Source organism: uncultured Thiohalocapsa sp., from assembly GCF_913063425.1.
Lineage (GTDB): Bacteria > Pseudomonadota > Gammaproteobacteria > Chromatiales > Chromatiaceae > Thiohalocapsa.
This window is the reverse complement of sequence record NZ_CAJXYK010000008.1, coordinates 46,114-69,450: the sequence shown is the minus strand read 5'-3', so window position 1 is coordinate 69,450 and position 23,337 is coordinate 46,114. Positions and strand designations below refer to the sequence as shown.

24 protein-coding genes are annotated in these 23,337 nt (G+C 69.9%); 12 read left to right on the top strand and 12 right to left on the bottom strand.

Features of this window, described 5'->3' with window-relative positions; all coding sequences use genetic code 11:
* Positions 1 to 2: 2 nt before the first annotated feature.
* From QZ607_RS06170 to QZ607_RS06140, 7 genes are all read right to left on the bottom strand, one after another.
* Positions 3 to 1,079: a spermidine/putrescine ABC transporter substrate-binding protein gene (locus tag QZ607_RS06170; RefSeq protein WP_295880848.1), complete on the bottom strand. Its 1,077-nt coding sequence runs from the start codon at positions 1,077 to 1,079 to the stop codon at positions 3 to 5.
* Positions 1,080 to 1,342: 263 nt separating this feature from the next.
* On the bottom strand, positions 1,343 to 3,091 hold the full coding sequence (locus QZ607_RS06165; RefSeq protein ID WP_295880845.1) for a nickel-dependent hydrogenase large subunit: 1,749 nt from the start codon (positions 3,089 to 3,091) through the stop codon (positions 1,343 to 1,345).
* Between the two features lie 184 nt (positions 3,092 to 3,275).
* On the bottom strand, positions 3,276 to 4,535 hold the full coding sequence (locus QZ607_RS06160; RefSeq protein ID WP_295881016.1) for a (Fe-S)-binding protein: 1,260 nt from the start codon (positions 4,533 to 4,535) through the stop codon (positions 3,276 to 3,278).
* Positions 4,536 to 4,639: 104 nt separating this feature from the next.
* Complete coding sequence (locus tag QZ607_RS06155) at positions 4,640 to 5,299, bottom strand: hypothetical protein (protein WP_295880842.1); 660 nt, start codon at positions 5,297 to 5,299, stop codon at positions 4,640 to 4,642.
* On the bottom strand, positions 5,296 to 6,396 hold the full coding sequence (locus QZ607_RS06150) for a hydrogenase small subunit (protein ID WP_295880840.1): 1,101 nt from the start codon (positions 6,394 to 6,396) through the stop codon (positions 5,296 to 5,298). Before QZ607_RS06150 ends, QZ607_RS06155 begins: the two co-directional genes overlap by 4 nt.
* A gap of 198 nt (positions 6,397 to 6,594) precedes the next feature.
* A complete protein-coding gene (locus tag QZ607_RS06145) occupies positions 6,595 to 7,023 on the bottom strand; it encodes a hydrogenase expression/formation C-terminal domain-containing protein (protein WP_295880838.1) in 429 nt (142 codons plus the stop codon).
* Positions 7,024 to 7,376: 353 nt separating this feature from the next.
* Complete coding sequence (locus QZ607_RS06140; RefSeq protein WP_295880837.1) at positions 7,377 to 7,898, bottom strand: hydrogenase maturation protease; 522 nt, start codon at positions 7,896 to 7,898, stop codon at positions 7,377 to 7,379.
* A 389-nt stretch (positions 7,899 to 8,287) separates the two neighbouring features.
* Between QZ607_RS06140 and QZ607_RS06135 the strand changes: the two genes are divergently transcribed.
* Complete coding sequence (locus QZ607_RS06135) at positions 8,288 to 8,539, top strand: HypC/HybG/HupF family hydrogenase formation chaperone (RefSeq protein WP_295880835.1); 252 nt, start codon at positions 8,288 to 8,290, stop codon at positions 8,537 to 8,539.
* 214 nt (positions 8,540 to 8,753) lie between these two features.
* Here QZ607_RS06135 and QZ607_RS06130 read toward each other — a convergent pair whose 3' ends face one another.
* On the bottom strand, positions 8,754 to 9,218 hold the full coding sequence (locus QZ607_RS06130; protein WP_295880832.1) for a hypothetical protein: 465 nt from the start codon (positions 9,216 to 9,218) through the stop codon (positions 8,754 to 8,756).
* Positions 9,219 to 9,576: 358 nt separating this feature from the next.
* Between QZ607_RS06130 and QZ607_RS06125 the strand changes: the two genes are divergently transcribed.
* The 6 genes from QZ607_RS06125 to QZ607_RS06100 all read left to right on the top strand — a co-directional run bounded on the left by QZ607_RS06125 (position 9,577) and on the right by QZ607_RS06100 (position 15,409).
* Positions 9,577 to 10,398 carry a pyruvate, water dikinase regulatory protein gene (locus QZ607_RS06125; protein WP_295880829.1) on the top strand — a complete coding sequence of 274 codons (822 nt, stop codon included), beginning with the start codon at positions 9,577 to 9,579 and terminating at the stop codon, positions 10,396 to 10,398.
* A 187-nt stretch (positions 10,399 to 10,585) separates the two neighbouring features.
* On the top strand, positions 10,586 to 11,452 hold the full coding sequence (locus QZ607_RS06120; RefSeq protein WP_295880827.1) for an arsenite methyltransferase: 867 nt from the start codon (positions 10,586 to 10,588) through the stop codon (positions 11,450 to 11,452).
* A 237-nt stretch (positions 11,453 to 11,689) separates the two neighbouring features.
* A complete protein-coding gene (locus QZ607_RS06115; RefSeq protein WP_295880823.1) occupies positions 11,690 to 12,265 on the top strand; it encodes an alpha/beta fold hydrolase in 576 nt (191 codons plus the stop codon).
* 134 nt (positions 12,266 to 12,399) lie between these two features.
* Positions 12,400 to 13,491 (top strand): Re/Si-specific NAD(P)(+) transhydrogenase subunit alpha, encoded by a 1,092-nt coding sequence (locus QZ607_RS06110; protein ID WP_295880822.1) that lies wholly within the window; start codon positions 12,400 to 12,402, stop codon positions 13,489 to 13,491.
* A 220-nt stretch (positions 13,492 to 13,711) separates the two neighbouring features.
* Positions 13,712 to 13,996, top strand: coding sequence for a proton-translocating transhydrogenase family protein (locus QZ607_RS06105; RefSeq protein ID WP_200235044.1), 285 nt, complete (start codon positions 13,712 to 13,714; stop codon positions 13,994 to 13,996).
* A gap of 12 nt (positions 13,997 to 14,008) precedes the next feature.
* Positions 14,009 to 15,409 carry an NAD(P)(+) transhydrogenase (Re/Si-specific) subunit beta gene (locus tag QZ607_RS06100; protein ID WP_295880817.1) on the top strand — a complete coding sequence of 467 codons (1,401 nt, stop codon included), beginning with the start codon at positions 14,009 to 14,011 and terminating at the stop codon, positions 15,407 to 15,409.
* Between the two features lie 95 nt (positions 15,410 to 15,504).
* Here the strand turns inward: QZ607_RS06100 and QZ607_RS06095 are convergent, their stop codons facing one another.
* Positions 15,505 to 15,951 carry a DUF1841 family protein gene (locus QZ607_RS06095; RefSeq protein WP_295880815.1) on the bottom strand — a complete coding sequence of 149 codons (447 nt, stop codon included), beginning with the start codon at positions 15,949 to 15,951 and terminating at the stop codon, positions 15,505 to 15,507.
* 28 nt (positions 15,952 to 15,979) lie between these two features.
* Entirely contained in the window at positions 15,980 to 16,714 is a 735-nt protein-coding gene (gene nth / locus QZ607_RS06090; protein WP_295880812.1) for an endonuclease III, read from the bottom strand.
* 255 nt (positions 16,715 to 16,969) lie between these two features.
* Here nth and lexA point away from each other — a divergent pair, with 255 nt between their 5' ends.
* The 4 genes from lexA to QZ607_RS06070 all read left to right on the top strand — a co-directional run bounded on the left by lexA (position 16,970) and on the right by QZ607_RS06070 (position 21,060).
* Positions 16,970 to 17,623 (top strand): transcriptional repressor LexA, encoded by a 654-nt coding sequence (gene lexA / locus QZ607_RS06085; protein WP_295880810.1) that lies wholly within the window; start codon positions 16,970 to 16,972, stop codon positions 17,621 to 17,623.
* A gap of 99 nt (positions 17,624 to 17,722) precedes the next feature.
* Complete coding sequence (locus QZ607_RS06080; protein ID WP_295880809.1) at positions 17,723 to 18,904, top strand: hypothetical protein; 1,182 nt, start codon at positions 17,723 to 17,725, stop codon at positions 18,902 to 18,904.
* 107 nt (positions 18,905 to 19,011) lie between these two features.
* On the top strand, positions 19,012 to 20,724 hold the full coding sequence (locus tag QZ607_RS06075) for a DNA polymerase Y family protein (RefSeq protein ID WP_295880807.1): 1,713 nt from the start codon (positions 19,012 to 19,014) through the stop codon (positions 20,722 to 20,724).
* Positions 20,725 to 21,060 (top strand): DUF29 domain-containing protein, encoded by a 336-nt coding sequence (locus QZ607_RS06070; RefSeq protein ID WP_367268160.1) that lies wholly within the window; start codon positions 20,725 to 20,727, stop codon positions 21,058 to 21,060.
* A 64-nt stretch (positions 21,061 to 21,124) separates the two neighbouring features.
* On the opposite strand, the gene rsgA is transcribed toward QZ607_RS06070, so the two are convergent.
* The gene (rsgA, locus tag QZ607_RS06065; protein ID WP_295880804.1) at positions 21,125 to 22,219 is read right to left on the bottom strand and encodes a ribosome small subunit-dependent GTPase A; all 1,095 of its coding nucleotides are present in this window, start codon (positions 22,217 to 22,219) and stop codon (positions 21,125 to 21,127) included.
* 72 nt (positions 22,220 to 22,291) lie between these two features.
* Positions 22,292 to 22,621, bottom strand: a complete 330-nt coding sequence (locus tag QZ607_RS06060) for a cytochrome c (protein WP_295880801.1) — start codon at positions 22,619 to 22,621, stop codon at positions 22,292 to 22,294.
* Positions 22,622 to 22,728: 107 nt separating this feature from the next.
* Here QZ607_RS06060 and orn point away from each other — a divergent pair, with 107 nt between their 5' ends.
* Positions 22,729 to 23,271 (top strand): oligoribonuclease, encoded by a 543-nt coding sequence (gene orn / locus QZ607_RS06055; RefSeq protein ID WP_295880798.1) that lies wholly within the window; start codon positions 22,729 to 22,731, stop codon positions 23,269 to 23,271.
* Positions 23,272 to 23,337: the final 66 nt, after the last annotated feature.

Genomic DNA, 23,337 nt, shown 5'->3' with positions numbered 1-23,337 from the left:
GCTCAGCCCCCGTGGACCACCTGGGAGTAGATCTGCACCCGCGAGCGCAGGGACGCGGGCGAGAGCGGCCGATAGGGCTCGCAGCGCTCCAGGGTCTTCGCGTCGGGGTACACCAGCGGATCGGCGCGGAAGGACGCCGGCAGCAGCGCCTCCGCGGCCCGGTTGGGCGTCGCGTAATGGATGGCCCGGGCATTGCGGGCGGCGACCTCCGGGCGGTGCAGGTAGTCGATGAAGGCGCTGGCCAGGGACTTGCGCTGGCTGGCGGCGGCGACGGCCAGATAGTCCACCCACAGGGCACTGCCCTCCTGCGGCACGACATAGGCCACCGCGGGGTTGTGCTCCATGAGCGCGGCGGCGTCGCCGTTGTAGGTCATGGCCGCGGCCACTGTGCCGGTGAGCAGCTCCGACTCCTTGCCCAGGCCGAGCGCGCCGTAACGGCGCACCGCCGGCGCCTGGGCCAGCAGCAGCTCGCCCGCGGCCTTCAGCGCCGCCGGGTCCTCGCTGTTCATGGAGTGGCCGAGGGCCTTGAGCGCGATGCCGAGCAGATCCAGGCTGTCGGCGGCCATGAGCATGCGCCCGTCCAGGTCCGGGTGCGGGCGCAGCAGGTCCATCCAGGCGCGCAGGTCCCGATCAATCAGGTCGCGCCGATAGGCGATGCCGAGCGTGCCCCAGACATAGGGCACCGCGGCGCGCCCGGCCGCTGCGCCGCGCGGCAGCCAGCGCGGGTCCAGGTGGACGCTGTTGGGGACCGCGCCCGGCTCCAGGGCGCTGATCCAGCCGCGGCTCAGGTAGGCATCGATGCCCGTGCCGTCCACCAGCAGCACATCGAAGCCCGCGCCGCCGGTCTGGGCCATGACCTCGTCGCGCACCTCGTCGTTCTCGAAGTGCACCTCGCGCACGCGCACGCCGTACTCGCGCTCGAAGCCGGCGACCACCGCGGGATCGATATAGTCTGCCCACGTCAGAAAGACGAGCTCCTGCGGGCGCGCGGCGGCCGCGTCTTCCCCGGCAAAGGCGGGTGGAGCGAGCGCGATCAGGGCAGCGCAGAGCAGCAGCAGGGGATGGATATGCCGGAACAAGGTGACCACCCGAGGCCGTTGTCAGTGAACGCCCCGAATGATCGCAAAGCCGGCGGCTTGCGTCTCGCCTGGCGCGTCGCCTGTGCGGCGGGCGGCGCAAACACGGCGAGCACCGGCGGACAGGACACCGGGCACTGATCCGACGGTCTCTGGAGCGACCGCGCAGTCCGCCGCCATGCCGACGACACGGCTCGCGCGACGGCCCGCTCCAGGCAGCACTCAGAGGCAGGGCCGCCGCGCGGCGGCCCTGTCGGGTGGCGGCCTCAGCTCACCTTGATCTCGATGGACTCACCCGTCTCCGGGTCGGCCAGGTGCACGGCGCAGGCGATGCAGGGGTCGAAGGAGTGGATGGTGCGCAGGATCTCGATGGGCTGCTTGGCGTCATGCAGCTGGGTGTTGTCCTGGAGCGCGGCCTCGTAGGCGCCGGGGATGCCCTGTGGGTCGCGGGGGCCGGCGTTCCAGGTGGAGGGCACCACGGCCTGGTAGTTGGCGATCTTCTCGTCCTCGATGACGATCCAATGCCCCAGCGCGCCGCGCGGGGCCTCCATGAAGCCGGCGCCCTGGGCCTGTTTCGGCCAGCTGGACGGCTGCCACAGGGCCTCGGCGAAGGTCTTGGTGTCGCCGCCCTTGACGTTGGCGATGAGCTGGTCGTACCAGCCCTGCATGGCGTCGGCGACGATCTGCGACTCCAGCGTCCGTGCGGCGGTACGCCCGAGCGTGGAGAACAGGGCATCCACCGGCAGGCCGAGCTGCGCCAGGGTGGAGTCCACCAGCTCCTTGGCCTGTGGATGGGCCTGGGCGCTGGTGTCGGCGTAGAGCAGCAGCATGCGTGCGAGCGGGCCGACCTCGACGGATGCGCTGTTCCAGCGCGGCGATTTGAGCCAGGAGTAGCCGTCCGCCACGTCGAGCTGCTTGTAGGGCGGCTTCACGCCGCCGCGCTTGTCGTACTCCAGGTTGGTTTCGCCGGCATAAGGGTGCAGGCCGGCCTCCTTGCCCGCGTCGTACTCGTACCACGAGTGGGCGATGAACTCCTGGATCTCGCCGTCGGCGTGCAGGTCCACCGGCTGGATGTTGCTGAGATCCCGGTTCAGGATGGCCCCGCGCGGGAACAGGAAGTCAGCCGTGTCGCTCAGGGGCCCGCCGGACATGGGCAGGTCGCCGTAGCAGAGGAAATTGCCGAGGCCCTCGCCGCGCTCGGCCCAGTCCTTGTAGAAGCCGGCGATGGCAATGGTGTCCGGCACATAGACCTGGGCCACGAACTGCTGCATCAGCTTGATCAGGTCCTGCACCTGGGCCAGCTTCTTGGAGTTGATGGCGGAGTCCGAATTGAGGTCGATGGGGGAGGTGAGCCCGCCGACGACGAAGTTCGGATGCGGGTTCTTGCCGCCGAAGATGGCGTGCAGCTTGGCCACTTCGCGCTGCCAGCCGAGCGCCTCCAGGTAATGCGCCACGGCCATCAGGTTGGCCTCCGCCGGCAGCTTGTAGGCCGGGTGGCCCCAGTAGCCGTTGGCGAAGATGCCGAGCTGGCCGGACTCCACGAAGCCCTTGATGCGCTTTTGCACGTCGGCGAAATAGCCGGGCGAGGACTTGGGCCAGCCGCTGATGCTCTGCGCCAGCTGCGAGGTGGCCGCCGGGTCCGCGCTCAGTGCGGAGACCACGTCCACCCAGTCCAGCGCATGCAGGTGATAGAAGTGCATCACGTGGTCGTGGATGTACTGGGCGCCGATCATCATGTTGCGCACCAGCTGCGCGTTGGGCGGCACATCCACGTTGAGGGCGTCTTCCACGGAGCGCACCGAGGCCATACCGTGCACCAGCGTGCAGACGCCGCAGATGCGCTGGGCGTAGGCCCAGGCATCCCGCGGGTCGCGGCCGCGCAGGATGGTCTCGATGCCGCGCACCATGGTGCCGGAGGAATAGGCTTGGGCGATGTTCGGCCCATCCATTTCCGCCTCGATGCGCAGATGGCCCTCGATGCGGGTGATAGGGTCGACGACGACACGTTCGTTCATTGTTCAATACCGAGGTGCTGGGGGAGAGGTTCGAGTTTCGAGTTTCGGGGTTCGAGGTTTGGGGAGCGAGCTTCGAGTGCCGCTTGTCGGGGGTCCAGCAAATCCACAGTGCGGCCTCCAACAGGCGCCTGCGGCGCGGTCCCCGATCCTCGCCACTCGTTACTCGCGGCTCGTTACTCGTCACTCACTCCTTATCAACCAAGTGATCCGCGATGAGCTCGGTCAGCCCCACCACCGGGATGTCCATGGTGTGCTCCTCCAGCCCTTCTTCCAGCTGGGTGCGGCAGGTGGCGCACATGGTTACCATGCGGTCCGGCTCCACCTCTTCGATCTGCGCCTTCTTCTTCTTGAAGGCCGCGAGCTTCAGGTCCTCGGCGCGCTCGTTGGAGGACACGCCGCCGCCGGCACCGCAGCACCACTGCATCTTGCCGTGCTCCTTCAGGTCCACGAATTCCTCAGCGACCAGGTCCATCAGGTTGCGCTGCTGCTGGATCACGCCGCTCTTGCGGGCGAGATTGCAGGGGTCGTGCATGGACAGCCGGTCGTCCTCCTTGCCCTCGGTCTTGATGCGGCCCTCGGCGCGCAGCTGGTCCAGCACCTCGATGATGTGGAACACCTTGAAGGGATAGGCCCGCTTGATGGCGTTCGGCCCCTCCCAGCGGATGGCCGTGTAGGCGTGGCCGCATTCCGGGCTGATGACGTTCTTCACGCCGAGCTGCTCCGCGGCATCCACCACCCGCTGCACCAGGGTCGCGGCGATGTCCTTGGAGCCGATCTGAATGCCGGCGTTGGTGGCTTCAAAGCACTGGGTACTCAGCGTCCAGCTCACGCCGGCGTGATCGAAGATCTTGGTGAGCGCTTCCAGGTATTCCGGGAAGTTGATGATCTCCATAGAGGAGAGCAGCACCAGATAGTCGGCGCCCTGCGTGTCGATGGGCACCGGAAGCCCCGTGGACTGCTCCACGTGCTTGATCTGCACCTCCAGCGTCTTCCACTTGAGGCCCATGGGGCTGCCGGTGTTGACGGCGCGCACGGAGGCGGCGATGAGCCCCTCCGGCGAATGCCCGCTCGCCACCTGACCCTCGCGGGCCTTGCGGATCATGTACTGGATGTCATTGCCCACGGGGCACACCATGGAGCAGCGCCCGCACATGGTGCAGGAGTCGTACAGCAGCGGCTCCCATTCGGCGAGCATCGCGTCGGTGACCTGCTTGCCGGCAAGAAGCTTATCCAGGCCCCACTTTTCCAGCGGCAGCTTCTCCCGGAGTGTGCCCTTGAGCTTGCCCCAGAAGGTGAATTCCTGCTCCCAGAGGATGCGCATGGGCTCCAGCTTGTGGATGGGGGTGTATTTCGGGTCCCCGGTTTCCACGTAGAACGGGCAGGCGGTGGCGCAGAGCCCGCAATGGATGCAGCTGGAGAAAAACGACGCGACCGGGGCGTCCATTTCCTCGCGCAGTGCGTTCAGACCGCGTGCCAGCGAGAAGCTGCCGGCGGATTCATCGGCGCCGCTCTCGGGCAGGTCGGCCCCGGGTGTGAGCACGGCTTCGGTCATGACTGGACCCCCTTACGGCCGTAGATGGCGCCGTTGTAATAGCGCGCGACAAAGGCCGTGAAGATGTGTGTGAGCTTGGTGAAGGGCAGGACCACCAGGAAGATCTCCGCCGCCAGGATGTGCAGGCCGAGCGCCAGCGGATACGGGTTGATCATCCGGTGGTAGGCGAGCCAGCCCGTCAGCATCACCAGGAAGGTGACGCTCCAGATGAGATAGTCCTCGGTGGTGGACAGGAAGCGCTTCACCGGATGCGCCAGCCGATGCACCAGCGCCGCCAGCAGGCCGAGCAGGGTGATGGCGGTCACCGCGTCCACCACCGGGTTGGGCAGCGCCGGCCAGGCGATCCCGAAGGTGGACTTGATCAGCTCCACGTGCGGGATGAAGAGCAGCAGCGCGACGATGAAGCCGACGTGCCAGATCATGCCCACCACCACGTCGAAGGGGGCGGCCTTGAAGGTGCCGGGGTCCGGCTCGAAGCGCTTGTACATGGTGCGCAGGCCGCCGAGCGCGGCGTTGCCGCGCGGCGCCGCGTAATTGTGCGCACGGCCGAGGGCGAAGATCTCCACCAGCCGCGCCAGCAGACCCAGCGCGAACACGGCCAGGGCCGCCTGGAACAGCGGACCCTTGGTCAGCATCAGGAATTCCATGGCGGTCATAGCTTCTGCTCCAGTTCTGCGGCGGTGACGGTCTGGTGTTGCTTCGCGGCGGACTTGGTCTTGCTGCGGGCCAGCAGGCCGGCGCCGGCACCAACGGCGACGCCCGCCGCACCGGCCGCGAGCAGCATGTCGCCGGAGTTGCCGGGTGGCACCGACAGGGCGTCGTAGAAGCCGCCGGCATCCCAGAAGTCGGGCTCGGAGCAGCCCAGGCAGGGCGCGCCGGCCTCCACCGGCCAGCTCACGCCGCCGTTCCACTTCATGGTGGCGCAGGCGTTGTAGGTCATGGGGCCCTTGCAGCCGAGGCGGTACAGGCACCAGCCCTTCTTGGCGCCCTCGTCGTCGAAGGTCTCGGCGAACAGGCCCTTGTCGTAGAACGGCCGGCGATAGCAGCGGTCGTGGATGGACTGGCCGAAGAAGGCCAGCGGGCGGTTGTACTCATCCAGCTCCGGCAGCTTGCCGAAGGTGAGGTACTGTGCCAGCACGCCGGTGATGACCATGGGCAGGGGCGGGCAGCCGGAGACGTTGATGACGGGCTTGTCCTTCACCAGGTCCTGCACGGCGACGGCGCCGGAGGGGTTCGGGTCCGCCTTGGGCAGGCCGCCGAAGGCCGCGCAGCTGCCCACCGCAATGACCGCGGCGGCGTCGGCGACGGTCTCCATCAGCATGTCGTAGTTGCTGATGCCGGCGATGGTGCTGTAGCCGGGGTTGGCCCTGGGGCCGGGCAGGGAGCCGTCCACCACCACCAGGTATTGGCCGGCGTTGGCGTGCATGGCCTCTTCACGCGCATGCTCCGCGGCATCGCCGGCGGCCGCCTGGAGGGTGTGGTGATAGTCCAGGCTGATGGTGTCCAGGATCAGGTTCTCCACCGTTGGCGAGAAGCTGCGCGTCAGGGACTCGGTGCAGCCGGTGCACTCCTGGAACGACAGCCAGATCACCGATGGCCGCCGGGCGCTCTCCAGCGCCGCCGCAATGGCCGGCGCCATGCTCGGCGGCAGCGCCATCAGGCTCGCCGTGGCGGCGCAGAGTTTCAGAAAACCGCGGCGTGACACGCCGTTGCGGCGCAGACTCTCGCCGAGCGTCGGTTGCGGCGTCGGCATGGACTGCCCTTGGGGCCGTTGCGGAGTTGCTGTGGCCATCGTTCCTCCTACTGCTTGAGTGACGGACAGTCCGTTGCCGGATGTCGAAAGCTGTGCCTGTGCGTTGCGGCGCATGGCAATCTGCGCGCCTGAGACCTGAGACGTATCCGCGGCGGCCGCCGCGCCTGAGCAGCGCGCCGGCGCCGCCGGGCGGGCCCGTCAGGCCTGGTCCAGCGACGCCGCAAGCAGCGTATTCAGGGCGGCGAGGGCGTCGCTCAGGTCCTCCGGCTGGCTGCGCAGCAGGCGCGGCACCGTGTCGATCTCCAGATGCAGGGCGACGCGCTGGTCGTCGGTGTTCAGGTACTCCACCACCCAGACACCGCTGTAGGCGGTCTCCTGGATGCGTGTGCGCCCGAGGGCATCGACGCTCGCCGTCACCTCGCCCTGGCCGAGCAGGGCCATGAGCCGGTCCTCGTCGCCGGGGCCGAAGGGCATGGCGCCGAGGTCGATCTGCGTCGGCTCGCCCCCCTGGGTCAGCTGTGCCAATGCGTGGCGGACCTGGCTCAGCACCGGCAGGGCGTTGCCGTACTCCGCCGGTGCCGCCGGCTCGCCTTCCACCTTGACCGGAATGTCACCGATCGACGCCATCGCTCGCTCCCGTATCGCTTGTTGATAATGTTAGCTGGGTCTTATGGACAGTGGTTTGACGTGAGGCACGTCTTGTGTGGACTCTTGCGTTTGCGCAATGACCCCATGGTCAGGTCGAGCCGCCGGCTGGGAATCCGGTGGCAAGCGCGCGAAGGCCGGGCCAGCCCAGCATGGCCCAACGCTGTGAATAAGCCCTTGATGGTCGGGTCAGGCTGTCGCTGGCCCGGCCTTCGGTTGCCCGCCGCGTCACCCACCCCGCCAGCTTCTGCTTACGCGCCTGGACTGGCGTCATCCACCCTGGGGTGTCCCTGCGCCGTCGATGCTGCTGCCGGCATGGGGCATGCGGCAACCGGTCAGGATGCCGGTGCGCCCTCGCTGCGCCAGCGCGCGAGCAGGGCCTCGATGGCTGCCACCGCCTCGGGCACCGCCGCCGCCACCGGCGGGCTCAGCTCCCGCCCCCAGTCCACCACCGCGGGCTCCACACCCACCAGGGCGCGGCGCGCCGGCAGGCTGTCGGTGAGTCGGGCGATGTCGAAGAGGTCCGCGAGGCTCACCTCGTGCACATTGTTGGCGTGCTTGGAGAGCTGCGCGTCCATGGCATCCCCCTCCAGCACCCGCACCGTGCCGGGCGTCTGGCCCATGCGCGCGGCGTCCACGACGACGAGCTGCGCCGCCTCGCCGATGGGCCCGGCGAGGGTGAAGCTGAGCGTGCCGCCGTCCAACAGCAGCATGTCCGGGTCGGCCTGGGCCAGGGGCGCGAGCGCCTGAAGCACGGCGGCGCCCAGGGCCTCGTCCGTCAGCAGCACATTGCCGAGGCCGAGGATCAGTGTGGTCGGTGCGGCTGGGGTGGATACCTGATCGGTTTGGTCGGTCATGGGTCTGCAGTCGGGCTTGGCTCGATGTGACTCGGGTGGTGTTGGAAGGCGATGGCGCCGTGCGCTGCCGGCGGTGCTGGAGTCGTGGGCGGCGGCCGGTGGCCGGGTGGGCCGGACAGGTCGCGCCGGGCCGTCACCGCCGAGGTCGGGAGGCCGCCCGGGGACAGCGCACCAGCCGGCGCGGGAGCAACGTGCTGGCCCCGCCCCAGGCGTTCCGCAGCCTGCGACCAAGTGCGCGCTGGCGGGTACGCGGTGGACAGCGCTGCGATGATCGCGCAGATCCGTCCGTGGCGGATTGATCCGGCACAGGAAGAGGCCGCTTGCGGCTTGCCGACGGCGGCCGGCGCGCCTTAGCCTGCCCGGAGTTTCCAGTTGAACGGGTCGCGACCATGTGCTTGGGCATTCCGATGCAGATCACCGCCATCGACGGGCTTGTCGCCCGCTGTGAGGCCAAGGGGGCCGTGCGCGAGGCGACATTGCTGATGGTGGGCCCGGACGAGGTCAGCATCGGCGACTATGTGGTCGTGCACTTAGGCCACGTCATCGAACGCATCGACGCCGAGCGCGCCGCCGAGGCCTGGGCCATCTACGACGAGATGCTGGCGGTGCCGGCGGCGGAGAGCGTTCCGCAGCCCCAATAGGGGTTCAGATCACAGAGGCTGCGAGCAGCGTAGGGCGGATAAGCGGAGCGCATCCGCCACCTCGGCTGTGGATGGTCGCCTCGAGAGGCGAGCAGCATGGGGCGTCACGCCGCCTCATCGACTTCAGCGGCGCCCGCCTGGGCAGCTGCCGAGCGGGCGCCTGACCCAGCCAGCGCCCGGCCTGCGCCCAGCCGGCGCCCGGCCTGCGCCCAGCTCAGCCCGCAGCGTCCAGAAACTCGTCCGCAATGGCGTACTGGCGCTGCACCTCGTCGCCGTGGGTGTCGTCGTCGCTCTCCACCAGCTCGCAGTTGTTCGCCATACGCGCCTGCATGGCGGCCTTCCAGGCGCGGTTGGTCTTCTCCGGCAGCAGATTGTCCGGCGTCAGCGCGGCGGCCACCGCCGCGGCCACGAAGTGATCCGCCTGGGCCAGCCAGTCCGTGTCCTTGCCGCAGTCGGTGTAGGTCTTGGTGGCATACGCCTTGGCGGCGCGGTAGGCGTCTTCCAGCTCGTCCGGGGCGGCATCCGCGCGCAGACCAGTGTCGATGGCGCGGTTCACGCGCTCGTCCCGGCTCAGGTGCTGTACGCTCTTGGCGAAGCGCACGCCGATGACGCGCTGCTGTGCCGCCGGGAGCTTGTGCAGCAGGCTGCGCAGGTCTTGGTCGTTGCTGATGGTGGGCATGGCTCGGGCCTCGGTCGCGGAGTGCTTTGTTTGACTGTCGCCGGCTTGCGGTTATTGTCTTTGGGCAATGGCCGCAGGCGGCGAGGGCCACAGGGGTCGGACAGCTGCCGGTACCACGCGACTGCGCCGATAACGCAGGTGCGGAGTACGGACTGCGACCCTCTGTCACCATTCGCTAATATGCTCCTAAGGGCATCCGGGTCGCATTGATATGAGTCACAGGCCGGGGCGCGCTGCGCCGAGTGTCCCCGGCACCGCGGCCAGCCCGTCCCACGGCGGCGCCTGCGATCCTGGCCGCGAGGCGCGAGGACCGACCCACCGGCCCCAGGCAGACCACCACGACGCAGCCCTCAAGCCCATGAAACGCACCGTCTACTTCGTCTCCGAGAGCACCGGCATCACCGCCGAGACCATGGGCCACAGCCTGCTGTCGCAGTTCGACACCGTGGATTTCGAGCAGGTCTACATGCCCTACATCAACACCGAAGCCCGGGCGCGGGCGCTGTGTCAGCGCATGGACGAGGCGTACGGTCGCGACGGCGTGCGGCCCATCGTTTTCGCCACCATGCTGGACCAGGAGATCGGCGACATCCTGCGGCGCGGCAACTGCTTTTACCTGGAGCTCTTCGAGCAGTTCGTGGAGCCGCTCAGCATGGAGCTCGGCGTGGCGCCCAGCCGCAAGTCCGGCCGCAGCCACGCCATCACCAAGCCCAGCATGTACACCAAGCGCATCGAGGCCATCAATTTCGCCATGGCCAACGATGACGGCATGCGCCCGGACAACTTCCGCTACGCCGACGTGGTGCTGGTGGGCGTCTCGCGCAGCGGCAAGACCCCCACCTGCCTGTATCTCGCCATGCACTACGGCCTGCGCGCCGCCAATCACCCCATCACCGAAGAGGACTTCGAGCGCGGCGACCTGCCGCCCGAGCTCATCGGGGCCAAGCAGCACGCCTTCGGCCTCACCATCGACGCCCAGCGCCTTCAGGCGATCCGCGAAGAGCGCCGCCGCGGCAGCGAGTATGCCTCCCCGGAGCGCTGCCGCCGTGACATCCGCGAGGCGCAGACCATGTTCAAGCGCCACGCCATCCCGGTGCTCAACACCACCAGCCAGTCCATCGAGGAGATCGCCTCGCAGATCCTGCGGGCGGTGAAGTCGCCGAACGGGACGACGGCCTGAGCGGCCGGGGGAGCCGGCTTGTGCCGACAGCACGGCGTGCCCGGCATCGTTCGCGCCTCCGCTGCGCGGACCGACCGTCGGACGCGCAGCCGATGCCCAAGGCGTCTCGGCGCCGGTCAACGGCTTTGCAGCGCCGCGCGGACGGCTTAGCATCGGCGCTCTTCCTGAGCCGAGTTGGAGCCGAAGCATGGCAAACTTCCCCGAACTGCCCGTAGCCGCCGGGAGCACGACAAGCGCCGAGTCCGATGGGCAGGGCGACGACGCCACCCGCAATCGAGTCCGCAGCGCCTATGCCCAGGTGGCCCAGGCCAGCGACGCGGGCGACTGCTGTGGCGAGGCGTCGAGCTGCTGCGGCGTGTCGGAGGACGAGCAGATCAACCGGCTGCTGTCGCTGCGCCTCGGCTACTCGGATGCGGATCTGGCCGCGGTGCCCGCGGGGGCCGACATGGGTCTCGGCTGCGGCAATCCGCGGGCCATTGCGTCGTTGCAGCCGGGCGAGACCGTGCTGGACCTGGGGGCCGGCGGCGGCTTCGACTGCTTTCTGGCGGCTGCCGAGGTGGGCGCGCAGGGCCGGGTCATCGGCGTGGACATGACGCCGGACATGCTGAGCAAGGCGCGGGGCAATGCGGTGCGGGGCGGCTTCGGCAATGTCGAGTTTCGGCTCGGCGAGATCGAGCACCTGCCGGTGGCGGACGGGACGGTTGACGCGATCATCTCCAACTGCGTCATCAATCTGTCGCCTGACAAGCCGCAGGTGTTTCGCGAGGCGTTCCGGGTGCTGAAGCCGGGTGGGCGGCTTGCCATCTCTGACGTGGTGGCCACGGCGGAGCTGCCGGCGGCGATGCGCGATGATCCCTATCTGCATGCGGCCTGTGTCGCGGGCGCGTCGCGGGTGGATGTGCTGGAGGCGATGCTGGCGGCGGCGGGGTTCGTGGACGTGGTGATCGCGCCGAAGGATGCGTCGCGCGAGTTTATCCGGGACTGGGTGCCGGGGCGTGGCGTGGAGGACTATGTGGTGTCGGCCACCATCGAGGGGCGGAAACCGGCGCGGTGACGGGTTGGGCTGAGCGGCAGCGCAGCTGGCTCGACGGTCCGTTCGGCGTGTCTGTGCGGCTTGGCGTCAGCCTGGCCCGCCATTGGCTCCGCCATTGGCTTCCTTCGAGCAGCCGGCGCGGGCATCGGGCGCGGGCCGGGTGCGGCCGAGTGAAACTCGGCGCCCCCAGGGGCGCTTGCTCCGTTGCGCCGGTTTCCCGTTGCGCCGCTGCGTGAGGCGCCGCCCTGGAGGTGAAGCATGCGCGTCGTCCTGGTCCACGGCATTTTCGACACCGGCAGCAAGTTCAAGACGCTCAAGCCGTACCTTGAAGCGCGCGGGCATGTCTGCCTGGCGCCGTCGCTGACGCCGAACGACGGCCGCGATGGGCTGCCGGCGCTGGCGCAGCAGCTGAAGGGCGAGATCCGCGCGGCCTTCGGGCCGCAGGCGCCCTTCGCGCTGGTGGGCTTCAGCATGGGCGGGCTGGTGTCGCGCTGGTACCTTCAGGAGCTGGGCGGGCACGCGCGGGTGGACCGGTTCGCCGCCATCGCCTCGCCCATGCAGGGCACCATCTGGGCCTATGGCTATCCAGGCGAGGGCGCCAGGCAGATGCGGCCGCACAGCGACTTTCTGGCGCGGCTCGGTGGGAGCGCGCACAAGCTGGACCGCATGGAGCTCTTCGCCTACTGGACGCCCTTCGATGCGGTGATCATCCCGCAGGACAGCGCCGACTGGCAGCTGGCGGACAGCAGGCGCATCCCGGCCCTGTGCCACCCCTGTATGCTCTGGCACCCGGACCTGATGGCGGACCTCGCCGAGCAGCTCGCTGCGGATTGACCGGGCGCAGGCGGGGCGCTGACCGCGGCGGGCCTTCCTTGAGATCGCCCGGGGCAGGGTCGATAATGCGCCGCCCGCGCATCGGCCATGCCAAACGGCCGCAGTGACAACAATCAGCACGAGCCCACCTGCCCATGAAGCTCGGAATCCCCAAAGAATCGCTCGCCGGCGAGACCCGCGTCGCCACCACGCCGGAGGTCGCCCAGAAGCTCATCAAGCAGGGCTTCGAGGTGCTGCTGGAGGCCGGCGCCGGTGCCGCCGCGCACTACACCGATGCCGCTTACGAGGCCGCCGGTGCTCAGGTGGTCCAGCGTGACGCCTGTTTCGGCGCCGACATCGTCCTCAAGGTGCGCCGGCCCACCGACGACGAGGCCGCCGCGGTGCGCTCGGGCGCCGTCTACATCAGCCTGCTGGAGAGCTGCGGCGAGGACCCGACCGTCGCCCGCATGGTGGAGAACGGCGTGACGGTGCTCGGCATGGAGCGGATGCCGCGCATCTCCCGGGCGCAGTCGATGGACGCGCTCTCGTCACAGAGCAACATCGCGGGCTACCGCGCTGTCATCGAGGCCGCCGCCCGCTACGGGCGCTTCTTCCCGATGATGATGACCTCGGCGGGCTCCGCAAAGCCGGCGCGGCTGGTGGTTCTCGGCGCCGGTGTGGCCGGGCTCCAGGCCATCGCCACGGCGCGGCGGCTTGGTGCCGATGTCCATGCCTATGACGTCCGTCCCGAAACCAAGGAGCAGATCGAGTCCCTCGGCGCCAAGGCCATCGAGCTGGACTTGGGCGAAAGCGGCGCGGGGGAGGGCGGCTATGCCAAAGAGCTGTCGGAGGAGGCCAAGGCCAAGCAGCAGCAACTGCTGGCGGACGAGCTGGCCAAGGCGCATGTGATCGTCACCACGGCGCTGATCCCCTGCCGGCCGGCGCCGGAGCTGATCACCGAGGACGTGGTCCGGCGCATGCGGGAGGGCTCGGTCATCGTCGACCTCGCCGCGGCCAACGGCGGCAACTGCAAGCTCACCGAGGCCGATGAAATCGTCCAGCGCCACGGCGTGAACCTCATCGGCCACACCAACTACCCGGCCATGGTGCCGGCGGACGCGAGCGCCTTCTACGCGAAGAACCTCGCCAACCTGCTGGAGATCATGGTGGACAAGACCGACTCGGGCCTGGCGCTCAAGGATTTGAGCGAAGACGAGATCACCAAGGCCATGCAGGTGGGGGCTTGAGCGCATGCGGCAGGAGCGCATCGCCGTATGAAGTGCGCGTGACATCGCTCTGCGGTGTCACGCGTCCCGGGCGCTCTGCGCCCCGGCGTCGCGGCGGGTCTGCACGCCGCATCGGCGACAGCGCCTGGTCCTCGCGTGAGCCATCGACCCCTCAACATCCCACGCAGGGTCGCGAACAACGACCATCCTCCGGAACCACAGCCACACTGGAGCCAACCGGATGTCCGAATCCCTCACCGCCCTCTACGTCTTCGTCCTCGCCTGCTTCATCGGCTACTACGTCGTCTGGGGCGTGACGCCGTCCCTGCACACACCGCTGGTGGCGCTCACCAATGCCATCTCGGGCATCGTGCTGGTGGGTGCGCTGCTGGTTACCGGCCTCGACGAGGCCGGCTGGCTCGCCTCCGGCATGGGCTTCCTCGCGGTGCTGCTGGCCAGCATCAACGTCTTCGGCGGCTTTCTGGTGACACACCGGATGCTGTCCATGTTCAAGAAGAAGAAGTAAGGGGGCAGACGCATGGAATTGAGCATGAATCAACAGGGCGCGGCCTATCTGGTCTCCGCCGTTCTGTTCATTTTCGCGCTGAAGGGGCTGACGCACCCGGCGACGGCGCGTCGCGGGAACCTGTTCGGCATGCTCGGCATGGCCATCGCGCTTGCCGCGACCCTGCTCGGCACCCAGGTGCAGGACTACCTGCTCATCATCATCGCGGGCACCATCGGCGCCGTCATCGGCATCGTCGTGGCGCTGCGCATCCAGATGACGCAGATGCCGCAGCTGGTGGCGGCGCTGCACAGCTTCGTCGGCATGGCGGCGGTGCTGGTGGCCATCGGCACCTTCATCAACCGGGCGCAGGCGGGCACGCTGGACGCCCTGCTGATGGGTGAGCTCTCGGCGGGTGTCGTCATCGGCGCCATCACCTTCACGGGCTCCGTCATCGCCTTTGCCAAGCTTCAGGGCATCATGTCCGGAGCGCCCATCAAATTCGGGGGGCAGCATCTGCTGAATGCCGCCATCGCCGCTGTCACCGTGCTGCTCGCGGTGGAGTTCGCCCTCACCGGCGATGTCTGGGCGCTGGTGCTGATGACGCTGCTCGCCTTCGCGCTCGGCGGCACGCTGATCATCCCCATCGGCGGCGCCGACATGCCGGTGATCATCTCCATGTTGAACAGCTACTCGGGCTGGGCGGCGGCGGCCACCGGTTTCACGCTGCACAACGATCTGCTCATCATCGTCGGCGCCCTGGTGGGCTTCTCCGGTGCCATCCTGAGCTACATCATGTGCCGGGCCATGAACCGCAGCATCATCAACGTGGTGTTCGGCGGCTTCGGCACCGACTCCAGCGGCGGTGACAGTGCCGGTGCCGTGGCGGCGGAGAAGGGGGTCAAGTCCGCGTCCGTGGAAGACGCCGTCTATTGGATGGAGGACGCGGGTAAGGTCATCATCGTGCCCGGCTACGGCATGGCCGTGGCCCAGGCCCAGCACGCGCTGAAGGAGATGATGGAGCTGCTGGAGGCGCGCGATGTCGAGGTCAAGTTTGCGATCCACCCGGTGGCAGGCCGCATGCCCGGGCACATGAACGTGCTGCTGGCGGAGGCGGACATCCCCTATGACCATGTGCTGGAAATGGACGAGATCAATCCGGAGTTCAACGGCGCCGACGTGGCCCTGGTGGTGGGCGCCAACGACGTCGTGAACCCCGCCGCCAAGGAGGACACCTCGAGCCCCATCTACGGCATGCCCATCCTGGAGGCCGGCAGGGCCAACCAGGTCTACTTCCTCAAGCGCTCCATGCGCCCGGGCTACTCCGGCGTCGACAATCTGCTCTTCTACCAGGACAACACGTCGCTGATCTTCGGCGATGCCAAGGACACCATCGAGGGCATCGTTGCGGCGCTCAAGGGCGGGGGGCACTGATCGGGTGGCTGCCCCCGTTGCTTCAGGGGCGGGGGATTAAGTATCACGTCCCCGAATCTTGGTATCACGTCCCCAAATCGTCCCCGTCATTCGGGTTACGCGGTGGTGGGCGGTAGGCCCAGCTGGTGGCGGATGCAGGCGAGGTAGTGGGCGGGGTCGTCCTCGCGGCCCTCGCGCTGCATGCGCCACATGGACTCCGCCAGGCAGTCGATGATGCGGTGCTCCAGGGCGTGGGCGTCGCTGTGCACGCGCAGCGCGCTGTCGTACAGGGCGCCGATGCCCGGGGGATGGTCCGCGCCCAGCTGCTCCAGCAAGGCCAGGTGCAGCGCCATGTGCAGGAAGGGGTTGGTCTCGCCGCCCTCCGGCAGCCAGTCCTTCGCCAACGCCTTGTCCGTGTCTTCGAGCAGGTTGTGGTACTCGGGGTGCCTGCGCACCACTTCGGCGATGCGCTGCTCCAGCGGGTCCAGCGGGTCGCCGCGCTGGGCCTTCTGCCAGGCTTCGACGAAGCGGCGGCGATAGGGGTCGCGCTGGGGGCCGAGCATGGGCAGGTCTCCTGAGCCGTGACGGGCTTCAGGAAGTGGCGTCGGCCGCCGGCTTTTCATGCCCCCCTGCGACGACGTCCGCGCCGTGCACGGCAGCGCCGGCGCTGGCCGTCTGCCCTGCGCCATCGGGCGCCGGCGTTTTCTGCTTGTATTCGCACAGGTCGGCGATGATGCACTCATGGCAGCGCGGCTTGCGCGCGGTGCAGACATAGCGCCCGTGCAGGATGAGCCAGTGGTGGGCGTCTTGCAGGAATTCCTTCGGCACCAGCCGCAGCAGGCGCTGCTCCACCGCGAGCGGCGTCTTGCCCTGGGCGATGCGGGTGCGGTTGGCGACGCGGAAGATGTGCGTGTCCACGGCCATGGCCGGCTCACCGAAGGCGGTGTTCAGGACGACATTCGCGGTCTTGCGCCCGACGCCGGGCAGGGCCTCCAGTGCCTTGCGCTCCCGCGGCACCTCCCCGCCGTGCTCATCCACCAGGATGCGGCAGGCGGCCAGGATGTTCTTGGCCTTGCTGTTGAAGAGGCCGATGGTCTTGATGTGCGCCTTGAGCCCGGCCTCGCCCAGGTCCAGGATCGCCTGCGGCGTGTTGGCCACCGGAAACAGCCGTGCTGTGGCCTTGTTGACGCCCTTGTCCGTCGCCTGGGCCGACAGGATCACGGCCACCAGGAGCTCGAAGGTGCTCGCGTAGGCAAGCTCCGTCGTCGGCGCCGGGTTGGCCGCCCGCAGGCGCTCGAAGATCTCGGTGCGTTTGGCTCGGTTCATGGCGCGGCAAGGATAGCGGCATGGCGCAGCACCGCGGAAGGGCTTCACGCAACGGGCACCTGCGCAAAGAAAAGGGGACGGTATACTGAAAAGAAAGCACATAAATGCCGGAAAAGCGGGGACGAAAAGCGGGGACGGTAACTGGAATTCCATTCCACTGGTGACAGTATACTTGATGCTGGCAGCAAGACCGCCCTTGCCGAGCCACAGAAACTGTCTAAAATAACAGTATCTGTTCCGGTAAGGACCCCAAGCGTGTCAGACCAAGACCGGCTCACCGCGCGCCAGCACCAGATCCTGGAGCTGATCCGCCGCCATGTGCGCGAGACGGGCTATCCGCCCACGCGTGCAGAAATTGCAGAGGCCTTCGGCTTCAGGTCCGTCACTGCCGCCGTGGACCATCTCAAGGCCCTGGCCCGGCACGGCGTCATCGAGATGCAGCAGGGCACCTCCCGCGGCATCCGCCTGCTGGTGCCGGCGGATGACGGGCAATTGCCGGTGGTGGGGCGGGTGGCCGCCGGCAGTCCCATCCTCGCCGCGGAGCACATCGAGGAGCATCACCGGCTGGACCCGGGCCTGTTCCATCCGCGGGCGGATTATCTCCTGCGGGTGCGCGGCTTCAGCATGCGCGACGCCGGCATCCTGGACGGCGATCTGCTGGCCGTGCACCGCACGCCGCAGGCCGAGAACGGCCAGATCGTCGTCGCCCGGCTCGATGACGAGGTCACCGTCAAGCGCTTCCGCCGCCAGGCCAACTGGCGCCACCGCGTGCAGCTGCTGCCGGAGAACCCCGACTTTGCGCCCCTCAACCTGGACCTGCGCGAGCAGACACTGGTCATCGAAGGGCTCGGTGTCGGCGTGCTCCGTCGTGGGCTCGCAACCGCTGCCGGCGGCGCCCGCCGGTTGTAGGCATCCAGCCCCCGACCCGGTCCCAGGCCCGATCTCAGTCCCGGCTGCAGGCCGGCAACAGGCCCCGGCCGGCCTCTATGACATCCGGAGCGCAGCGCCATGCAGCTCGACCAACTCCTCGCCGCCCGCGCGGACCTCTGGCGCGGCCATGCCACGCCGCAGGCGGCACCGCCCGGCCTCGCCACCGGCTTTCGTGCGCTGGACCCCGTGCTGTCCGGCCAGGGGTGGCCGGCGGCCGGCCTCAGCGAGGTGCTGAGTGCCCACCAGGGCGCCGGGCTGGCGCTGCTGCTGCCGCTGCTGGCGGCTTTGAGCCGGCCGCCACAGCAACAGATGCCGCGCTGGATACTGTGGGTGGACCCGCCGCACATCCCCTTCGCACCGGCGCTGGCGGCCCGCGGGCTGGACCTGCGGCGCATCCTCATCGTCCATGCCGGCGCCGATGCCGCCTGGGCCGCGGAGCAGGGCCTGCGCTCCGGCACCTGTGCCGCGGTGCTGGCCTGGACCGGTCTGGACACAGCCCAAGTGAACGGCGCAGCGGCCGGCGGGCGCCGGGAGCAGGTCGCTGCCCGTACCGGCGGCGGGGCGGACCGGCAGCGCAACAACTGCTGGACCCCGGCGGCGCTGCGTCGCCTGCAGCTCGCCGCCGCCGAAACGCAGACGCCGGCGCTGCTGCTGCGCCCGCTTGCCGTCGCCGCCGAGACCTCGCCGGCGGCGCTGCGGCTCAGGGTGAGCGCCTGCGCCGAGGGCCTGGATGTAACCCTGCTGAAGCAGCGCGGCGGCCGTCCGGGGCAGCGGCTGCGGCTGCCGGCGCAGCCGGATGCGGAGGGTTTCGGCGGCGCCTGTTCGCATGCCGATGGGTCCCATGGCGGTGGCTCCGATGTTGTCGGCTGGGGTACAGCGACCGGCCACGCCATCGCCACCAGCGGGCGGACACCGGAGCCGGATGCCGTACCCACCCCAGCCGTCGGCGCCGGGAGCAGGTCGCAACCTGACCCGCAACCGGCCACCACCGACGCAGCCGACGGGCCAAAGCCCCACGCCAAGCCGACCGAGCACACCGCCCCGCCGTCCCCCGGGCAGCGCCCTTCCAGGCCCCCAACCCCCGGGGCCACAGCCCCCCAGCCCGCACGCGCCCAGCCCACATTCCCCCAGCCCACATTCCCCCAGCCCCCAGCACCGGCGCGCCAGCAGAGGCTCCACCGGGTGCAGGCGGCGGGCGGCACTGCGCCGGCGGCGGCCATTCGCCGCAGCCGCCGCCGGCGCGGCGGACCCCGGGGCTGAGGCCGGGAGGGACCATGGCGATGCGTGGCATGGGGAGCCTCTGCCTGATGCAGCCGGGGCGCGCAGCGCAGCCCCGGCTTGCCTTTCACAACCTCTGAGCCACCGCCATGCACTGGCTTGCGCTGCACCTGCCGGCGCTGGCGCTGGAGGTCTACACCCGGGCCCTGCCGCCGGCCGATGCAGAGTCCGCAGGGCAGGCGCCCGCCGACGTGCTGTCGGCTGAGGCGCCGCCGGCCGCCGCCCGCCAGCCGCCGCTGGCGGTGAGCGAGCGCGAGCACATCATCGCCCGCAATGCCGCCGCCGCCCGGCTCGGCATCACGCCGGGCCTGCCGGACGCCGCCGCCCGCGCGCTGGCGGCGGAGCTGCGCATCCTGCCGCGCCGCCCCGCGGCCGAGCGGGCGGCCCTCGCCCGGCTCGCCGCCTGGGCCTACGGCTTCAGCGACCAGGTGAGCCTGGCGCCGCCCGCGGCCCTGGTGCTGGAGGCCGGCCGCAGCCTCAGGCTCTTCGGCGGCGCCGCGGCGCTGCGGCGGCGGGTGCTGGACGGTGTCGCCGCCCTCGGCTGGCGCGCGCGCTGTGTGCTGGCGCCGACGCCGGGGGCGGCGCTGGTGCTCGCGGCCGCCGGGCTCGGCGCCGAGCCCGACGCCGCTGCCGCTGGGGCAGGGGTGTCCGCCGTCGGCATCGTCGTCGACTACGCGGACCTGCGCCGCCATCTGGCCGCGCTGCCGGTGGCGGTGCTGGACTTCACGGCGGCGGAGCTCGACGACCTGCACCGCATGGGCATCGCCCGCATCGCCGACCTGTTGCGGCTGCCGCGGGCCGGCCTCGCCGAGCGCTTCGGCGTCGCCCGGCTCGAGCAGTTGGAGCGCCTGCTCGGCGAGCGGGCGGACCCGCGCCGGGCCTTCGTGCCGCCGGCGCGCTTCCAGGCCAGGCTGGAGCTGCCGGCGGAGGTGCCGGACGCCGCGGCCCTCGCCTTCGCCTGCCGCCGGCTCATCGACGAGCTCGGCGGCTTCCTGCGCGCGCGCGGCGCCGGCGTGCAGCGTCTCGACTGGCAGCTGCACCACGCCGACGGCCCGCCGACCCAAATGCAGCTCGGCTCGGCGGCCCCGGCGCGGGCCCCGCAGCACTGGCTGATCCTGCTGCGCGAGCGCCTGGACCGGCTCAGGCTGCGGGCGCCGGTGCGGGCCATTGCCCTGCGCAGCGAGCGGCTGCGCCCCTTGGCGCCCGCCCATGCGGAGCTTTTCCCCGGGGAGACCGGCGACACGGCACCGGACCCGGCGCTGCTGGACCGGCTGCGGGCGCGGCTCGGTCCAGCGGCGGTGCAGGGCCTTGCGGCGGTGGCGGACCATCGCCCGGAGCGTGCCTGGCAGCCGTGCGAGCCGACGCTGGCGCCCGCCGATGCGTGCGCTGCGGTCCATGCACGACCTAAGCCGGGTCGGACCCTAGGCAGGGCGGCCGGCAGCACAGGGGTCGGGCCTGGGGGGCCGGCGCTGGGGGGCGCGCCGGCACTGGAGGCGCTCGCGGGCGCTCGCCACGACCGACCCCTGTGGCTCCTGGCGGAGCCGGTGGCGCTCAGGCTCCGCGACAATCGCCCCTGGCTGGACGGCCCGCTGGACCTGGGGGCCGGCTGCGAGCGCATCGACACCGGCTGGTGGGACGGCTTCCAGGTGGCCCGGGACTATTATGTCGCCCGCACCGCCGAGGGCGAGCGCCTTTGGGTCTACCGCGAGCTGCGCGGCGCCGGTGGTTGGTTCCTGCACGGCATTTTCGGTGATGATCCGGCGGCGACCGGCGGCGACGCGCTCGGCTCCGGTGAATGCTGAATGCGCGATGGCGACGAGGACGTGGGCAAGAGCGAGGAGCGCGAGCTCGGCAGCCGCATGGCGGTCCTGCTCGCACACCTGCTCAAGTGGCAGTATCAACCTGCCCGCCGCGGCGCCGGCTGGCGGGCCACCATCCGCGTGCAGCGCAAGGCCCTTGCCGCCCACCTCGCAAGTGTGCCGAGCCTCAAGGCCATGTTGCGCGATCCCGCGTGGTGGATACGCATTTGGGCGGACGCGGTGGCCAAGGCCATCGATGAAACCGGGCTGGTGGCCTTTCCCGACGAGTGTCCCTGGACCCTGGACAGCATCCTGGACCCGACCTGGCTGCCGGACTGATATCCGTGCGCGCCAGCCGTCGGGCAAAGGCCTGGGCCAACCGGAACGCGGCGGCAGCGCCGGCTTATCTCACCAGCCCCTCGCGCAACTGCTGGAAGCGCGCCAGCCGCTGCGGGTGGATGCCGCCCGCCGCCACTGCCGTGTGCACGGCACAGTCTGGCTCGTCCAGGTGGCGGCAGTCGCGGAAGCGGCATTGGCCGCGCAGGGTGCGGAGCTCCGGAAAGCCGTCCTCCAGCTGCGCCTGGCTGAGGCCCGCCAGCCGGAAGCTGCGCACGCCCGGGGAGTCGATGAGCCGCCCGCCCGCCGCCGCGTCCGGCGACAGCCGATAGCAGGTGGCTGTGGAGGTGGTGTGGCGGCCGAGGCCGGTGGCCGCCGACAGGCGCCCCACCTGAATGTCCTGGTCCGGCAGCAACTGTTGCACCAACGACGACTTGCCGACGCCTGACTGGCCCAGCAGGATGGCCGTCTCGCCCGGCAGATGCGTGAGCAGTGCGCCGATGCCGGGCTCGCCTTTGGTGCTGACCGGGCAGACCGGGTAGCCGAGGGCGGGGTAGGGTGCCAGCGCGTCGAGGAAGGCGCGCCGGTCGTGCGGGTCCAGCAGGTCCAGCTTCGCCGCCACCACCAGGGCGCGCACGCCCATCAGCTCCGCCGCCACCAGGTACTGGTCCAGCAGAAAACCGCTCGGCGGCGGCTGCGGCGCCACCACCACAGCGAGCAGGCTGAGGTTCGCCGCCAGCGGCTTGTCGCGGCCGCCGTAGTCCGGGCGGCTCAGCACATTGTCCCGCGGGCAGAGGGCGGTGACCACGCCGCGGCCCGGCTCCGTCGGCGCCCAGACCACGAGGTCGCCGCACACCGGGTGGCCCAGGTGGCGGCGGGCGACGCAGTGGTGCAGCTCGCCCACCTCATCCTCCACGCCGAGATGAGCGCCGTGCCGGACCACCACCCGCCCCTGTTGCGACGCCTGTTGCGGCACGTCGGCGCTACTGCCCTGCGCGCCCGCTCCCCGCGCCCCGCCGCTGACGTCCGCCGCCACCTCGGGCTGCTCGGTGTCGAGCGCGTCGAGGACGGCCTGGGTGCGGCTCTCCAGCCGCTGGCGCCGGCGCTCCTGGATGGCCAGGATGCGCCGGCGCTGGTGCTCCGACAGCCGCCGCTTGGGCATCAGGCTGGTGCGCCGCGATGCATGTCCGGCTGCCCGCGCGGCGGCTCGCGGCGGCCCCTCAGCGGCGCCATGTCATTGCTCGAACTTGTAGTACTCCTCGTTCAGGAGCGTGGCCACGGCCTTGACCTCTTCGGGGAACATGCCGGTGTCCAGATTGGTGTTGCAGGCCTCGACCTGGGTCTCGAGCGCGCTGAAGGAGCCGATCTTGCGATCTTCACGCGTGTACATCTCGCTGCCGTGGCAGCTGGTGCAGTTCTTCTGCACCAGGGCCTCGGCATCCACCGATTCGGTGGCGGCGACGGGCAGCCCGGTGAGCAGGGCGCCGGCGCCGAGCCCTGCACCCACCAGGGCAGCGAGGGCAGAGGCACGGGCGGTGACGGCGATGGGGGCTCGGACCTTCATGGCATTCTCCGGTATTCGCTGGGGTTGGATTCTAGCAACGGCCGGCGCCGCAGCGGGCGCGATCGCGCTACCATCCCGTCAAATCGTGGTGACGGCAGGAGAAGCCAATGGAGCAAGCGGGGAATCTGGCCTGGATCGACCTGGAGATGACGGGGCTCGATCCGTTCACCGACCACGTCATCGAGATCGCCAGCATCGTCACCGACCCGGAGCTCAACATCCTGGCGGAAGGCCCGGTGCTGGCCATCCACCAGCCGGAGGCCGTGCTCGCGGCCATGGACGAGTGGAACACGCGCCACCACGGCCAGTCGGGCCTGCTGGAGCGGGTGCGCAGCAGCGACACCACAGAGGCGGACGCGGAGGCCGCGACCCTGGCCTTCCTGCACAAGTGGTGCCAGCCGAAGCAGGCGCCGCTGTGCGGCAACAGCATCTGCCAGGACCGGCGCTTCCTGGCCCGCTGCATGCCGAGGCTCGAGGCCTTCTTCCACTACCGCAACCTTGACGTGAGCAGCCTCAAGATCCTGGCCCGGCTGTGGGCGCCGGACATCGCCGAGGCCTTTAAGAAGCAGAACAAGCACCAGGCGCTGGACGACATCCGCGAATCCATCGCCGAGCTCAAGCACTATCGGGCGGAGCTGTTGCGGGTGTGAGCCGCGCTTGCCGCGTATGCGGCGTTATGAGCTGCCACTCCGGCGAGTGTGGCGCCGGCGGCCGGC

What these genes read in the sequence shown, in the direction of transcription:
- QZ607_RS06145 (WP_295880838.1), bottom strand. Translation starts at nt 7,023, where the DNA reads ATGGCGTCGATCGGTGACATTCCGGTCAAGGTGGAAGGCGAGCCGGCG.
- orn (WP_295880798.1), top strand. Translation starts at nt 22,729, where the DNA reads ATGGAGCAAGCGGGGAATCTGGCCTGGATCGACCTGGAGATGACGGGG.
- QZ607_RS06095 (WP_295880815.1), bottom strand. Translation starts at nt 15,951, where the DNA reads ATGCTCGGCCCCCAGCGCGACCCCTATCGCCGCCGCTTCGTCGAAGCC.
- QZ607_RS06110 (WP_295880822.1), top strand. Translation starts at nt 12,400, where the DNA reads ATGAAGCTCGGAATCCCCAAAGAATCGCTCGCCGGCGAGACCCGCGTC.
- QZ607_RS06155 (WP_295880842.1), bottom strand. Translation starts at nt 5,299, where the DNA reads ATGACCGCCATGGAATTCCTGATGCTGACCAAGGGTCCGCTGTTCCAG.
- rsgA (WP_295880804.1), bottom strand. Translation starts at nt 22,219, where the DNA reads ATGCCCAAGCGGCGGCTGTCGGAGCACCAGCGCCGGCGCATCCTGGCC.
- QZ607_RS06130 (WP_295880832.1), bottom strand. Translation starts at nt 9,218, where the DNA reads ATGCCCACCATCAGCAACGACCAAGACCTGCGCAGCCTGCTGCACAAG.
- QZ607_RS06135 (WP_295880835.1), top strand. Translation starts at nt 8,288, where the DNA reads ATGTGCTTGGGCATTCCGATGCAGATCACCGCCATCGACGGGCTTGTC.
- QZ607_RS06150 (WP_295880840.1), bottom strand. Translation starts at nt 6,396, where the DNA reads ATGCCGACGCCGCAACCGACGCTCGGCGAGAGTCTGCGCCGCAACGGC.
- QZ607_RS06120 (WP_295880827.1), top strand. Translation starts at nt 10,586, where the DNA reads ATGGCAAACTTCCCCGAACTGCCCGTAGCCGCCGGGAGCACGACAAGC.
- QZ607_RS06075 (WP_295880807.1), top strand. Translation starts at nt 19,012, where the DNA reads ATGCACTGGCTTGCGCTGCACCTGCCGGCGCTGGCGCTGGAGGTCTAC.
- QZ607_RS06070 (WP_367268160.1), top strand. Translation starts at nt 20,725, where the DNA reads ATGCGCGATGGCGACGAGGACGTGGGCAAGAGCGAGGAGCGCGAGCTC.
- QZ607_RS06115 (WP_295880823.1), top strand. Translation starts at nt 11,690, where the DNA reads ATGCGCGTCGTCCTGGTCCACGGCATTTTCGACACCGGCAGCAAGTTC.
- QZ607_RS06100 (WP_295880817.1), top strand. Translation starts at nt 14,009, where the DNA reads ATGGAATTGAGCATGAATCAACAGGGCGCGGCCTATCTGGTCTCCGCC.
- nth (WP_295880812.1), bottom strand. Translation starts at nt 16,714, where the DNA reads ATGAACCGAGCCAAACGCACCGAGATCTTCGAGCGCCTGCGGGCGGCC.
- QZ607_RS06140 (WP_295880837.1), bottom strand. Translation starts at nt 7,898, where the DNA reads ATGACCGACCAAACCGATCAGGTATCCACCCCAGCCGCACCGACCACA.
- QZ607_RS06160 (WP_295881016.1), bottom strand. Translation starts at nt 4,535, where the DNA reads ATGGACGCCCCGGTCGCGTCGTTTTTCTCCAGCTGCATCCATTGCGGG.
- QZ607_RS06060 (WP_295880801.1), bottom strand. Translation starts at nt 22,621, where the DNA reads ATGAAGGTCCGAGCCCCCATCGCCGTCACCGCCCGTGCCTCTGCCCTC.
- QZ607_RS06125 (WP_295880829.1), top strand. Translation starts at nt 9,577, where the DNA reads ATGAAACGCACCGTCTACTTCGTCTCCGAGAGCACCGGCATCACCGCC.
- QZ607_RS06165 (WP_295880845.1), bottom strand. Translation starts at nt 3,091, where the DNA reads ATGAACGAACGTGTCGTCGTCGACCCTATCACCCGCATCGAGGGCCAT.
- QZ607_RS06105 (WP_200235044.1), top strand. Translation starts at nt 13,712, where the DNA reads ATGTCCGAATCCCTCACCGCCCTCTACGTCTTCGTCCTCGCCTGCTTC.
- QZ607_RS06080 (WP_295880809.1), top strand. Translation starts at nt 17,723, where the DNA reads ATGCAGCTCGACCAACTCCTCGCCGCCCGCGCGGACCTCTGGCGCGGC.